The organism is Prescottella sp. GW823-FHT02E09, assembly GCF_058797375.1.
This window is the reverse complement of the sequence record NZ_JBXAJP010000003.1, coordinates 140,388-153,004: the sequence shown is the minus strand read 5'-3', so window position 1 is coordinate 153,004 and position 12,617 is coordinate 140,388. Positions and strand designations below refer to the sequence as shown.

General features: G+C 66.1%; 20 protein-coding genes. 14 read left to right on the top strand and 6 right to left on the bottom strand.

The window, feature by feature from the left end; translation table 11 throughout:
- Positions 1 to 54 precede the first annotated feature (54 nt).
- The 6 genes from AC1RIF_RS08535 to AC1RIF_RS08510 form a co-directional block, all read right to left on the bottom strand.
- Positions 55 to 1,011, bottom strand: coding sequence for an esterase/lipase family protein (locus AC1RIF_RS08535; protein WP_492600932.1), 957 nt, complete (start codon positions 1,009 to 1,011; stop codon positions 55 to 57).
- Between the two features lie 167 nt (positions 1,012 to 1,178).
- A complete protein-coding gene (locus AC1RIF_RS08530) occupies positions 1,179 to 2,057 on the bottom strand; it encodes an ABC transporter permease (RefSeq protein WP_492600931.1) in 879 nt (292 codons plus the stop codon).
- A complete protein-coding gene (locus AC1RIF_RS08525) occupies positions 2,054 to 2,917 on the bottom strand; it encodes an ABC transporter permease (RefSeq protein WP_492600930.1) in 864 nt (287 codons plus the stop codon). The genes AC1RIF_RS08530 and AC1RIF_RS08525 overlap by 4 nt, the downstream gene beginning before the upstream one ends.
- Positions 2,914 to 3,885, bottom strand: a complete 972-nt coding sequence (locus AC1RIF_RS08520) for an ATP-binding cassette domain-containing protein (protein WP_492600929.1) — start codon at positions 3,883 to 3,885, stop codon at positions 2,914 to 2,916. Before AC1RIF_RS08520 ends, AC1RIF_RS08525 begins: the two co-directional genes overlap by 4 nt.
- A gap of 195 nt (positions 3,886 to 4,080) precedes the next feature.
- Positions 4,081 to 4,776 (bottom strand): GntR family transcriptional regulator, encoded by a 696-nt coding sequence (locus AC1RIF_RS08515; RefSeq protein WP_492600928.1) that lies wholly within the window; start codon positions 4,774 to 4,776, stop codon positions 4,081 to 4,083.
- A 157-nt stretch (positions 4,777 to 4,933) separates the two neighbouring features.
- A complete protein-coding gene (locus tag AC1RIF_RS08510) occupies positions 4,934 to 5,410 on the bottom strand; it encodes a hotdog fold domain-containing protein (protein ID WP_492600927.1) in 477 nt (158 codons plus the stop codon).
- A gap of 509 nt (positions 5,411 to 5,919) precedes the next feature.
- Here AC1RIF_RS08510 and rpsJ point away from each other — a divergent pair.
- The 14 genes from rpsJ to rplE all read left to right on the top strand — a co-directional run bounded on the left by rpsJ (position 5,920) and on the right by rplE (position 12,617).
- Positions 5,920 to 6,225 (top strand): 30S ribosomal protein S10, encoded by a 306-nt coding sequence (rpsJ, locus tag AC1RIF_RS08505; RefSeq protein ID WP_003938093.1) that lies wholly within the window; start codon positions 5,920 to 5,922, stop codon positions 6,223 to 6,225.
- A 28-nt stretch (positions 6,226 to 6,253) separates the two neighbouring features.
- On the top strand, positions 6,254 to 6,907 hold the full coding sequence (rplC, locus tag AC1RIF_RS08500) for a 50S ribosomal protein L3 (protein WP_114718844.1): 654 nt from the start codon (positions 6,254 to 6,256) through the stop codon (positions 6,905 to 6,907).
- Positions 6,904 to 7,569, top strand: a complete 666-nt coding sequence (rplD, locus tag AC1RIF_RS08495) for a 50S ribosomal protein L4 (RefSeq protein WP_492600926.1) — start codon at positions 6,904 to 6,906, stop codon at positions 7,567 to 7,569. The genes rplC and rplD overlap by 4 nt, the downstream gene beginning before the upstream one ends.
- Positions 7,566 to 7,871, top strand: coding sequence for a 50S ribosomal protein L23 (gene rplW, locus AC1RIF_RS08490; RefSeq protein ID WP_005518367.1), 306 nt, complete (start codon positions 7,566 to 7,568; stop codon positions 7,869 to 7,871). The genes rplD and rplW overlap by 4 nt, the downstream gene beginning before the upstream one ends.
- 40 nt (positions 7,872 to 7,911) lie before the next feature.
- Complete coding sequence (gene rplB / locus AC1RIF_RS08485; protein WP_492600925.1) at positions 7,912 to 8,745, top strand: 50S ribosomal protein L2; 834 nt, start codon at positions 7,912 to 7,914, stop codon at positions 8,743 to 8,745.
- An 18-nt stretch (positions 8,746 to 8,763) separates the two neighbouring features.
- Positions 8,764 to 9,045, top strand: coding sequence for a 30S ribosomal protein S19 (gene rpsS / locus AC1RIF_RS08480; RefSeq protein WP_005518370.1), 282 nt, complete (start codon positions 8,764 to 8,766; stop codon positions 9,043 to 9,045).
- Positions 9,042 to 9,446 carry a 50S ribosomal protein L22 gene (gene rplV / locus AC1RIF_RS08475; protein ID WP_114718847.1) on the top strand — a complete coding sequence of 135 codons (405 nt, stop codon included), beginning with the start codon at positions 9,042 to 9,044 and terminating at the stop codon, positions 9,444 to 9,446. The genes rpsS and rplV overlap by 4 nt, the downstream gene beginning before the upstream one ends.
- Complete coding sequence (gene rpsC / locus AC1RIF_RS08470) at positions 9,446 to 10,249, top strand: 30S ribosomal protein S3 (RefSeq protein WP_114718848.1); 804 nt, start codon at positions 9,446 to 9,448, stop codon at positions 10,247 to 10,249. The genes rplV and rpsC overlap by 1 nt, the downstream gene beginning before the upstream one ends.
- A gap of 3 nt (positions 10,250 to 10,252) precedes the next feature.
- The gene (rplP, locus tag AC1RIF_RS08465) at positions 10,253 to 10,669 is read left to right on the top strand and encodes a 50S ribosomal protein L16 (RefSeq protein WP_031937766.1); all 417 of its coding nucleotides are present in this window, start codon (positions 10,253 to 10,255) and stop codon (positions 10,667 to 10,669) included.
- A complete protein-coding gene (gene rpmC, locus AC1RIF_RS08460) occupies positions 10,669 to 10,905 on the top strand; it encodes a 50S ribosomal protein L29 (protein WP_492600924.1) in 237 nt (78 codons plus the stop codon). The genes rplP and rpmC overlap by 1 nt, the downstream gene beginning before the upstream one ends.
- On the top strand, positions 10,902 to 11,192 hold the full coding sequence (rpsQ, locus tag AC1RIF_RS08455) for a 30S ribosomal protein S17 (protein WP_492600923.1): 291 nt from the start codon (positions 10,902 to 10,904) through the stop codon (positions 11,190 to 11,192). The genes rpmC and rpsQ overlap by 4 nt, the downstream gene beginning before the upstream one ends.
- A 171-nt stretch (positions 11,193 to 11,363) precedes the next feature.
- Entirely contained in the window at positions 11,364 to 11,732 is a 369-nt protein-coding gene (rplN, locus tag AC1RIF_RS08450) for a 50S ribosomal protein L14 (protein ID WP_114718852.1), read from the top strand.
- Positions 11,732 to 12,049, top strand: a complete 318-nt coding sequence (rplX, locus tag AC1RIF_RS08445; protein WP_492600922.1) for a 50S ribosomal protein L24 — start codon at positions 11,732 to 11,734, stop codon at positions 12,047 to 12,049. Before rplN ends, rplX begins: the two co-directional genes overlap by 1 nt.
- 1 nt (position 12,050) lies before the next feature.
- The gene (rplE, locus tag AC1RIF_RS08440; protein ID WP_114718854.1) at positions 12,051 to 12,617 is read left to right on the top strand and encodes a 50S ribosomal protein L5; all 567 of its coding nucleotides are present in this window, start codon (positions 12,051 to 12,053) and stop codon (positions 12,615 to 12,617) included.

Below are 12,617 nucleotides of genomic sequence, written 5' to 3'. Positions count from 1 at the left end.
CCGGAAGAACCGGCCACCTGTGCGTTCACACCGTCAGCGGTGGACAGAGATCCGTCAGCAGGGGACCGACCCGGGCAGGCTCGGGTCGAGCGCTCGCTGCACCAGGAAGATCGAGCGCGGATCGTCGAGGAGTCCCACGTGCGAGACGTTCGCCGCCGGGCAACTGTCCTGGATCCATTGGTTGAGGACGGACGACCCCGGGGCGGGGACCAGGAACGACCCTTCGGGCGGCGTGACGACCGTGTCGCTCCGGGACGCGATGACCCGGTAGTCGATACCGGGCATCGTCTCGCGGCCGGCATTGAGGTCGGACAGGAACTTCGATCCGACCATCTGCTGGTACGAGGCGACCCCGAAGCCCAGACCGGCGAGCCATTCGTTGGTCGGTTCGTCGGTGACCCTCAGCGACGTGAAGGCATCGACGAAGCTCTGCAGTCCGTTGAACGTGGTGCCGTGCGTCGTGGGGCCCAGCATCACGAGGCTGCGCACCTTGTTGCGAGACGGATCGGCCTGATCAGCCCCGCCCTCGTAGCGCAGGTACTGGCGCGTCATCGTTCCGCCCTGGGAGTGGCCGACGATGTCGACCTGGGCGGCGCCGGTCCGAGCACGGACCGTGTCGACGAACGCTGCGAGCTCGCGGGCGGAACGGCGGATGTCGCCGGAACCCCACGATTGCGCGGCGGCGCCGTAGTTCAGCGCGTATACGCAGTAGCCCGCGTTCCGCAACGCCGGCGACAGCGCGTGCCAACTCTGCTGCATGCCCATGCCGGTGCCGTGCACCAGGACGACCGGCCGGGGGTGCTGCGTGCTCGGTCGGCACGACCAGTCGTTGGCGCCCTCGGGTGCGGCGTCGGCCGCCGGCAACGAGCGCGCGGCGGGGGCAGTGGGTAGTGCGAGGCTCCCCGGCGCAGGATCGGCCGCCGCGGCGGCCGGGAGCACACCCGTCACGCCGAGGAAGATCGCTGCAGTGACAGCGAGGATTCTCGCCGCCGAGCGTTGCCGAAGGGCCATTCTGGAGCTCCTGGAAGCAGTGGAGGGGCAATGATTCGCTGAATTGATATCAGACGAAAGAGGCAAACAGCCCGGAATCCGGATGAATAGTCGGGTGCGTTCGGGCGGCGCCGGGACAGAACCGATTCAGCGGCCACTGCGGCCGCGTGTTCGGTGCCTTCCCCTGCTCAGCCGGTGGCGGCAGCGCGACGATAGCCGCGGATCGCCGGATAGATGAACACCGCAATCATGCCGAACGACCACGCCAATGTCTGCAGCACCGGTTCGAGAATCGGGCCGCCGACCGCGAGGCCGCGCATCGCATCGATGGCGCACGACATCGGCTGGGCCGCGACCACGGGTTGCAGCCACGTCGGATAGGCCATCACCGGGACGAATCCCGAGTTGAAGAACATCAGCAGCGTGCACGCGATGGAGACCAGTTCGACCAAGGGAGCATCGCCGGCGACCGTGGCCAGCGCCGTCACCATCATCGCGAAGCCCATGCCGAAGATCACCGGGATCACCAGCAGCAGAATGCTCGGCAGGACACCCTGGTTCATGCGGAATCCGAGAGCGAACCCGACCGCCAGGATGACGACGGTCGTCGCCAGAACGCGCACGGCCTCCGCCATCATGCGTCCGACGAGACCCGCCGCGCGGTGGCTCGGCAGGGTCCAGAACCGCGACAGCAGACCCGACTTCCGTTCGGCGCGCAGACCCACCGCGCTCACGATCGAGCCGAACATCGCGCCGACGAGAATGATCATCGGAACCTGGCCGTAGATGGCGGGCATGCCCGTCGCGGCCGTTACGGTGTTGCCGATGACGACCCGGAACATGATCAGCGTCAGCGCCGGATACAGCAGCGCCTGGATCATCGTCGAGGGGTCGCGGGCCCACCGCATCAGCAGTCGCTTGCACTGGATCGAACTGTGCACCCACAACGCCTGCATCGACTGCTCGCCCCACGTGTTCACGGGGAGCGGGAAGTCGAAGCCGCCGTCGGCGGGCCTGCGTTCGGGCGAGGCCAGCGTGGACCGGGAGGGCCGGGAATGCTCGGTCATCGGCGCCTCATGCTTGCCCACCAGGCGAGCGGTGCGAACACCGCCGCCAAGCCGATGCACCACGCGACGGCGGGGAACAACGTCGCCGCGGACACCCCGCCCTCGGCCATGTCGCGCATGGCGAAGGAGAACTGGGAGATCGGCTGGTTGCGCACGAACGGCCGGATCCATTCCGGGAACCCGGACTCGGGGACGAAACCACACGACAGCATGCCCAGGATCAGCTGCGGAAGCGCGAGTGCCTGCGAGGTCGCCTCGGGGGACTTCGACAGCGTGCCGATCGCGTCGGCGCCGAGTGACAGCGCGAGACTGATGGCGAGGGCCATCACGCAGAAGAGGACGGCCGAGGCGAATCCCGCACTGAACCGGAATCCGATCGCATAGCCGTAGGCGAGCGCTGCCCCGAGTGCGATCGCCGACCGGACCAGCGCACTGGTCATACGGGACAGCAAGGGCACCGGGCCCGACACCGGCATCGTCTTGAGCCTGGTCGTCAAACCGTGCAGCGCCTCGACCGAGGCGAGCTGTGACGCCGAGATCGCGGTGAAGGCCATCGCCTGCAACACGATGATCGGCATCAGGAACTGCGCGTAGTCGATCCCCTGCAGCTTCATGACGAACTTCAGCGGCAGATAGAAACCGATCGTGAAGATCAGCGGCGCAACGATCGCGACCGCGAGCTCGCCGGTCTTCACCATCGTCTTGAGAGTGCGGCCGGTCAGCGCCACCCACTGCCGGAACCCGTTCGGGTCCGGACGGCGGTGCGAGCCGATTCTCTTCGCCGGCACGCTCACCGCGGCCTGCTTCGACGCCGCGGACACCGATATGCCCTTCGCGGTGCTCTTTGCCGAAAGTGTCATGGCTGGTTCTCCGGGGCGGAGTGACCGGTCAGCGACAGGAAGACGTCGTCGAGGGACGGCCGGCGCAACGCGATGTCGGCCAGTTCGATTCCCGCGGCGTCGAGTCGCCGCAGCGCCTCGGACAGCGTGCCGGCCCCGTGGGGCGCCGGAATCGCAACCCGGTCGCTGCCCTCGGAGATCTCGGCGCGGACCTCGAGTGGAACGAGGTTGCCCAGCGCGTGCACGGCCCACGGCAGTTTCTGCGGATCGAGCGGGACGATCTCGCAGTAGCTGCCGCCGGTCCGTGCCTTCAACTGGTCGGCGGTGCCTTCTGCGATCACGGTGCCGCGGTCGATGACGATGATGTTGTCGCTGAGCAGGTCGGCCTCCTCGAGGTACTGCGTGGTCAGCAACACCGTGATGCCCTGAGCCTTCAGCGCGCTGACGAGCGCCCACACGCCCTGTCGGCTGCGCGGATCGAGCCCGGTGGTCGGCTCGTCTAGGAACACCACCTCGGGGCGGACCACCAGACCGCAGGCGATGTCGATGCGGCGTCGCATACCGCCCGAGTAGTGCCGCACCGCGCGCTTGCCGGCGTCGAGGAGGTCGAACTCGGTGAGCAGGGCCTGCGCGCGCTGGCGGGCCGACGCGCGATCGAGACCCATCAGCCGGCCGAACAGTTCGATGTTCTCGCGGCCCGACAGCGTCTCGTCGAGGGCGGCGTACTGGCCGGTCATCATGATCGAACGTCGGACGTCGGCGGCATGGCTGACCACGTCGTGCCCGGCGACCATCGCGCGGCCGCTGTCGGGCCGGAGGAGAGTGGACAGCACCTTGACCGTCGTGGTCTTCCCGGCACCGTTGGGTCCGAGAATGCCCAGGACCGTTCCGCGCTCGGCCTGGAAACTGACGCCCTGCAAGGCCTTCACATCACCGAAGGATTTGTGGACATCGTCGACCAGCACCGCTGCGTCCTGGAATATGGGCATCGACACTCCGCTGTTTCACCTGGGTTCGGATGGGTGACCGCTCACCGGGTCCACGCGTCCATCCGTCGACGAGTAATCCCTCCGTTCCCGCAGAATGTTACCCGGCGGTGTGACGCCGGTCGTTCTGTGAGGTTTGCCCGGAAGGCTGCGCGGCCACGCCCGATCCGTCGATCTCCCAGTCGGTCGATTGTTAGATCAATCCCAGATTCCGACGGCTTCCAGGTGCCGCACCAGGCGCTTTGCCCCGTCCTCGAAGTGGGCGCGCGTCTCGGCCGCGACTGCCACGGGGTCGCGCGCGGCGAGGGCAGACAACAGGCGTGTGTGACTCGCCACCGCCTCGCGGCCCCAGTCCAGATCCGACGAGTAGAAGTGCACCGGGGTGTAGCGCGTGGCATTGAGGAGGAACCACGACAACTTCCGTGCCCCCGCGAGACGATTGAGGATGCGGTGGAAGCCGAACTCGAGCTCCTCGATGCGGTCGGCATCACCTGCGTCGACGGCGCGGCGCAGATGCTCGTTCACCGCGGCGAGTTCGGCGAGAGCGTCGTCGTCGACCAGCGCGGTTGCCCGAATCGCCAGTTCCTCGGCGATCTGCCCCTGCAGCCAGAAGAGGTCGTTGACGTCGTCGCGACTGAGCGGAGCAACGACGTATCCACGGTGGGGGACCAGCTCCACGAGACCCTCGCCACGCAGCGTCAGCAGCGCCTCGCGCACCGGGGTGACACTGACCCCCAGATCGGCGGCGGTCTCGTCCAGGCGGATGAAGTCCCCGGGCCGCACGCCCCCCGACATGATCAGGTTCCGCACGTGCACCGCGACATCGTCGGAGAGCTGCGGACGGCGGCGCAACGCCCGGGTCGAACTGGGGCGAGGGGCGGCGGACGGGGTCATGAGCACTCCTTCGCGGGACGAATCGCCCGCCGTCGTCTGCAGCCACCCGGGGTTCGCGATCCGAACCGGTTGCTGTGACGCGTACAACAGTCTGATCGGATCGAATATATCGGTGACCGCCACCGTCCGGCATCCCCGGCCGATCGACCTCGCGCGCTCAGGCCGGAGTGACCCACACGGTGATGTCGGCGCGGACGACCTCGGTCCCGTCCCGGTCGGTGATCGTGACGGGGATCGTGAGTTCGGTGCCGGCGGTGATCGCAAGGAAGTCGGGAAGCTCGGGCAGCGTCGCGGTCGCGCGCAGCCGGGATCGTGCCTTCGTGAGGTACCGGACGTTCATCGACTTCGGGATCCAACGATGCGTCGACGGCACGGTCGCCTCCGCCAGCATGCCCATCGAGGCCTCGGCGAGATTGCAGGCGGCGATCGCGTGGAAGGTCTTGATGTGGTTGTGGACCCCCCACCATTTGGGGGCGGAGATCACGCAGAGTCCGGGCGCCAATTGCTCCACGCTCGGCAGCACGGTTGCGAAGTAGGGGACACGGGCGCACATGCCGATCGAGAACAGCGCGCGGCCGAATCGATTGTCGGGCAGTCGTTGCCAGCTTCGGTAGGTGGCGGTCGCGGTGGTCATGGATTGCAACCTTACTCGTCGGTAAGGTTCGGATGGGTGATTCGAGCGAGCGACGGCCGCTGACCTCGGGCTTGTCTGCGAACCTGCCCGGGGGTGCGATTTGAACTCTCGGGTCCGCTACGGCATACTGATCGGGTTGCCTTGACTGAGACGGGATCCGTCGCGACTCGAGTCGGGCGGGATGAACGTCGAAGATCGTGTCGAAAGACCTGGTCACGGCGAATGCAAGACGGAAGCAGTACCCAGCTTTGCGCCCATTACGGGTGCATCCGGTTCGAGTTTCCGTGGCTCCTGGAAAGTGATTTCCGGGGCCCGGGAATGAGTGGCAGGGCGACACGCCCGACCGCGTGGACCGGAGAACCATGACAGATGAACAGCGGCAGCGGATCGAGTATGTCTCGGTCGCCATTCCAATGTTCGTGTCGTGTTTCAGTCCGGGGACTGTGCAGACGAGGTAGTCCCCGGCTCGTTCGGGTTCTACGAAACGCGGCAAGAAAAGGACACTAAGCGTGGCGGGACAGAAGATCCGCATCAGGCTCAAGGCCTATGACCATGAGGCGATCGACGCGTCAGCGCGCAAGATCGTCGAGACGGTGACCCGTACCGGGGCCCGCGTGGTCGGCCCGGTGCCGTTGCCTACCGAGAAGAACGTGTACTGCGTCATCCGCTCGCCGCACAAGTACAAGGACTCGCGCGAGCACTTCGAGATGCGTACTCACAAGCGGCTGATCGACATCCTCGACCCGACGCCGAAGACGGTCGACGCGCTCATGCGCATCGACCTTCCGGCCAGCGTCGACGTGAACATCCAGTGAGCTTGGGAAGACGCAGCGGAGATATCAAATGACTAATCAGATCAAGGGAATCCTGGGCACCAAGCTCGGCATGACCCAGGTCTTCGACGAGAACAACCGGGTCGTCCCGGTCACCGTCGTCAAGGCCGGACCGAACGTGGTTACCCAGATCCGGACCGAAGAGCGTGACGGCTACAGCGCTGTGCAGCTGGCCTTCGGCGCCATCGACCCGCGCAAGGTGAACAAGCCGGTCTCCGGCCAGTTCGCCAAGGCCGGCGTCACCCCGCGCCGCCACATCGTCGAACTCCGCGTTGCCGACGCCTCCGAGTACGAGGTCGGCCAGGAGCTCACGGCCGAGGTCTTCGAGGACGGCGCATACGTCGACGTCACCGGCACCAGCAAGGGCAAGGGCTTCGCCGGCACCATGAAGCGTCACGGCTTCGCCGGTCAGGGTGCCTCCCACGGTGCTCAGGCTGTCCACCGCCGTCCGGGCTCCATCGGTGGCTGCGCCACCCCCGGCCGCGTGTTCAAGGGCATGCGCATGTCGGGCCGCATGGGCTCCGACCGCATCACGACGCAGAACCTCTCGGTCCACAAGGTGGATGCCGAGAACGGTCTGCTGCTGATCAAGGGTGCGATCCCCGGCCGCAAGGGCGGCCTCGTGATCGTCAAGACCGCAGTGAAGGGTGGTGCGTCGGCATGACCGAGACCGCAACCAAGCTGACCCTGGACGTCAAGGCTGCCGGTGGCAAGACCAACGGCACTGTCGATCTCCCCTCGGAGATCTTCGACGCGACCGCGAACATCGCTCTGATGCATCAGGTCGTCGTCGCGCAGCTGGCCGCGGCACGTCAGGGCACGCACTCCACCAAGACCCGCGGCGAGGTCCGCGGTGGTGGCAAGAAGCCGTACCGCCAGAAGGGCACCGGCCGCGCACGTCAGGGCTCGACCCGTGCGCCGCAGTTCGCCGGCGGTGGCGTCGTCCACGGCCCGCAGCCGCGTGACTACAGCCAGCGCACCCCCAAGAAGATGAAGGCTGCTGCTCTCCGTGGCGCCCTCTCCGATCGGGCCCGCAACGAGCGCATCCACGTCATCACCGAGCTGGTCGCCGGGCAGGTCCCGTCCACCAAGTCGGCGAAGTCGTTCCTGGGTGAGATCTCGGATCGCAAGAAGCTTCTGCTGGTCGTCGGGCGCGAGGACATCGCTGCCTGGAAGAGCGTGCAGAACCTGGAAGGCGTGCATCCCATCGCACCCGACCAGCTCAACACCTACGACGTGCTCAACAGCGATGACGTCGTGTTCAGCCTCGAGGCCCTGAACACCTTCATCGCGGGCCCGGCCAAGAACGAGGAGGAGAGCAAGTGACCACCATCGCCGACCCCCGCGACATCTTGCTGGCCCCGGTCATCTCCGAGAAGTCCTACGGACTGATCGAGGAAGGCACCTACACCTTCCTGGTGCACCCGGACTCGAACAAGACGCAGATCAAGATCGCCGTCGAGAAGGTTTTCGGCGTCACGGTGACGAGCGTCAACACCGCCAACCGTCAGGGCAAGCGCAAGCGGACCCGCTTCGGTTACGGCAAGCGCAAGGACACCAAGCGTGCGCTCGTGACCCTCTCGGCCGACAGCAAGCCCATCGAGATCTTCGGAGGCCCGGTCGCGTAAGCGGGCGGGACTTGACGAGATATAGAGGACGAGAAGACTCATGGCAATCCGTAAGTACAAGCCGACTACCCCGGGCCGCCGCGGCTCGAGCGTCTCGGACTTCGCCGAGATCACTCGGTCGACGCCCGAGAAGTCGCTGGTTCGCCCGCTGCACGGTCGCGGTGGTCGTAACGCCCACGGTCGTATCACCACCCGTCACAAGGGTGGCGGTCACAAGCGCGCCTACCGGTTGATCGACTTCCGTCGCAACGACAAGGACGGCGTGCCGGCCAAGGTCGCTCACATCGAGTACGACCCCAACCGCACCGCTCGTATCGCGCTGCTGCACTACGCGGACGGCGAGAAGCGCTACATCATCGCCCCCAAGGGCCTGGTGCAGGGTGCCCCGATCGAGTCCGGCGCCGGCGCCGACATCAAGCCGGGTAACAACCTGCCGCTGCGCAACATCCCCACCGGTACCACCATCCACGCAGTCGAGCTGCGTCCGGGTGGCGGCGCCAAGATGGCCCGCTCCGCCGGCGCCAGCATCCAGCTGCTGGGCAAGGAAGGCACCTACGCCACGCTGCGTATGCCGTCCGGTGAGATCCGTCGCGTCGACGTGCGCTGCCGCGCAACCGTCGGCGAGGTCGGCAACGCCGAGCAGTCGAACATCAACTGGGGCAAGGCCGGCCGCATGCGCTGGAAGGGCAAGCGCCCGACCGTCCGTGGTGTGGTCATGAACCCGGTCGACCACCCGCACGGTGGTGGTGAGGGTAAGACCTCCGGTGGTCGCCACCCGGTCAGCCCCTGGGGCAAGCCCGAGGGCCGCACCCGCAAGAACAAGGCGAGCGACAAGCTCATCGTCCGTCGTCGCCGTACCGGCAAGAAGCGCTAGTCAAGGAGGGAGTGAAGGATGCCACGCAGCCTTAAGAAGGGCCCGTTCGTCGATGACCACCTCCTTGCGAAGGTGGACGTGCAGAACGAGAAGGGAACCAAGCAGGTCATCAAGACCTGGTCCCGTCGTTCCACGATCATCCCGGACTTCATCGGTCACACGTTTGCCGTCCACGACGGACGCAAGCACGTCCCGGTGTTCGTCTCGGACTCGATGGTTGGCCACAAGCTCGGAGAGTTTGCACCGACCAGGACGTTCAAGGGCCACATCAAGGACGACCGGAAGAGCAAGCGTCGATGAGTACTGAAACACAGAACCCCACTGCGAAGGCGGTCGCGCGCCACGTGCGCGTGACCCCCATGAAGGCGCGCCGTGTCGTGGACCTGGTCCGCGGACGTTCGGTCGAGGACGCACTGTCGATCCTCAAGTTCGCGCCGCAGGCTGCCAGCGAGCCGGTCGCCAAGGTGATCGCCAGCGCAGCTGCCAACGCCCAGAACAACCTGAACCTCGATCCCTCCACGCTGGTCGTCGCGACCGCGTACGTGGACGAGGGTGCGACCCTCAAGCGGTTCCAGCCGCGCGCACAGGGCCGGGCCTTCCGGATCCGTAAGCGTTCGAGCCACATCACGGTCATCGTGGAGAGCCGGGCCAACGTGTCCGGTGCCTCGGGCCGTAACCGCCGGAAGGGAAGTGGTCAGTAGTGGGCCAGAAGATCAACCCGCACGGCTTCCGTCTCGGCATCACGACCGACTGGAAGTCGCGCTGGTACGCAGACAAGCAGTACGCGGAGTACGTCAAGGAAGACGTCGCGATCCGTAAGCTCCTCGCCACGGGCATGGAGCGGGCCGGCATCGCGAAGGTCGAGATCGAGCGCACCCGTGACCGTGTGCGTGTGGACATCCACACCGCACGCCCGGGCATCGTCATCGGCCGCCGCGGCGCCGAGGCCGACCGCATCCGCGCCGAGCTCGAGAAGCTGACCGGCAAGCAGGTCCAGCTGAACATCCTCGAGGTCAAGAACGCAGAGGCCGAGGCCCAGCTGGTGGCACAGGGTGTCGCCGAGCAGCTCTCGAACCGTGTCGCGTTCCGTCGCGCCATGCGCAAGGCCATCCAGTCGGCCATGCGTCAGCCGAACGTCAAGGGCATCCGCGTGCAGTGCTCGGGTCGCCTCGGCGGCGCCGAGATGAGCCGCTCGGAGTTCTACCGTGAGGGTCGCGTTCCGCTGCACACGCTGCGCGCGGACATCGACTACGGCCTCTACGAGGCCAAGACCACCTTCGGTCGCATCGGCGTGAAGGTCTGGATCTACAAGGGCGACATCGTCGGTGGCAAGCGTGAGCTCGCTGCAGGCGCTGCTGCTCCGTCGGATCGCCCGCGTCGCGAGCGTCCGAGCCGTCCGCGTCGCTCCGGTGCCGCAGGCACCACGGCGACCAGCACCGAGGCCGGTCGCGCTGCGACCGCCACCGCCGATGCACCCGCTTCGACTGAACAGAAGGAGGGCTGACGCATGTTGATCCCCCGGCGGGTCAAGCACCGCAAGCAGCACCATCCGAGCCGTTCGGGTGCCGCCAAGGGTGGAACCCAGGTGGCCTTCGGTGAGTACGGCATCCAGGCTCTCGAGCCGGCGTACATCACCAACCGGCAGATCGAGTCCGCTCGTATCGCCATGACCCGGCACATCAAGCGTGGCGGCAAGATCTGGATCAACATCTTCCCGGATCGCCCGCTCACAAAGAAGCCTGCCGAGACCCGCATGGGTTCCGGTAAGGGTTCGCCGGAGTGGTGGGTCGCGAACGTCAAGCCCGGACGGGTGATGTTCGAGATGAGCTACCCGAACGAGGAGATCGCTCGTGAGGCCCTGCGCCGCGCGATGCACAAGCTCCCGTGCAAGTGCCGGATCGTGACGAGGGAGGAGCAGTTCTGATGGCAACCACCAGCCCTGCTGCAGAGCTCCGCGAGCTGACCGAGGAAGAATTGGTCACCAAGCTCCGCGAGTCGAAGGAAGAGCTGTTCAACCTTCGCTTCCAGATGGCCACCGGCCAGCTGGACAACAACCGCCGGCTGCGCACGGTCCGTCACGAGATTGCGCGCATCTACACCGTCCTGCGTGAGCGTGAGCTCGGCCTGGCCGCTGGTCCGGACGCAGGTGACGCGGCATGAGTGAGGAAAAGGCAGTGAGCACCAACAGCACCGAAGAGCGCGGCAGCCGCAAGGTCCGCACCGGTTACGTGGTCTCCGACAAGATGGAAAAGACCATCGTGGTCGAGCTCGAGGACCGGGTGAAGCACCCGCTCTACGGCAAGATCATCCGTCGGACCACGAAGGTCAAGGCGCACGACGAGAACAGCGTTGCCGGCATCGGCGACCGCGTGCAGCTGATGGAGACCCGCCCGTTGTCGGCCACCAAGCGCTGGCGTCTGGTCGAGGTCCTCGAGAAGGCCAAGTAAGAGCCGAAGAGTGTATCCAGTACGATGGTGGGGTTGCCCTGCGAGAGCAGCGGTGGCCCCACCATCGGTGGGTACAGACCGCGCGCGTCGGGTCGGAAATCTGCCGCGCATGATCAGCACGAACCGCTGCGGTTCACGCTGGTCGAAACAAGCCAGGTCAAGGAGAAGTAAGTGATTCAGCAGGAGTCGCGACTGCGCGTCGCCGACAACACGGGTGCCAAGGAGATTCTCTGCATCCGCGTTCTCGGTGGCTCGTCCCGTCGCTACGCCGGGATCGGCGACATCATCGTCGCCACCGTCAAGGACGCCGTCCCGGGTGGAAACGTGAAGAAGGGCGAGGTCGTCAAGGCCGTCATCGTCCGCACCGCCAAGGAGCGTCGTCGTCCGGACGGCTCGTACATCAAGTTCGACGAGAACGCTGCCGTCATCATCAAGGCGGACAACGATCCTCGCGGTACTCGCATCTTCGGCCCTGTCGGCCGTGAGCTGCGCGAGAAGAAGTTCATGAAGATCGTCTCGCTCGCCCCGGAGGTGCTGTGATGAAGGTGCACAAGGGTGACACCGTGCTGGTCATCTCCGGCAAGGACAAGGGCGCGAAGGGCAAGGTCATCCAGGCTTTCCCCGCGACCAACAAGGTCCTGGTCGAGGGCGTGAACCGCATCAAGAAGCACACCGCGGTCTCCGCGAACGAGCGCGGCGCCTCCTCGGGCGGCATCGTGACGCAGGAAGCCCCGATCCACGTTTCCAACGTCGCGGTCGTCGACTCGGACGGTAACCCCACTCGCGTGGGCTACCGCACCGATGAGGAGTCCGGCAAGCGCGTTCGTATTTCCCGGAAGAACGGGAAGGACATCTGACATGACCTCCACCGAGAACAAGACCCAGCCGCGCCTGAAGGCCCGCTACCGTGCGGAGATCAAGGACGCGCTGAACGCGGAGTTCGACTACGCGAACGTCATGCAGATCCCCGGCGTCGTCAAGGTCGTCGTCAACATGGGTGTCGGCGACGCCGCCCGTGACGCGAAGCTGATCAACGGCGCGGTTGCCGATCTCGCTCTGATCACCGGTCAGAAGCCCGAGATCCGCAAGGCCCGCAAGTCCATCGCGCAGTTCAAGCTGCGTGAAGGCATGCCGATCGGTGCGCGCGTCACGCTGCGTGGCGACCGCATGTGGGAGTTCCTGGATCGCCTGGTGTCGATCGCGCTGCCCCGTATCAGGGACTTCCGCGGTCTGTCGGGCACCCAGTTCGACGGCAACGGCAACTACACGTTCGGCCTCAACGAGCAGTCGATGTTCCACGAGATCGACGTGGACAAGATCGATCGTCCGCGCGGTATGGACATCACCGTCGTGACCACCGCCACCAACAACGAAGAAGGCCGTGCGCTGCTCAAGCACCTCGGCTTCCCGTTCAAGGAGAACTGA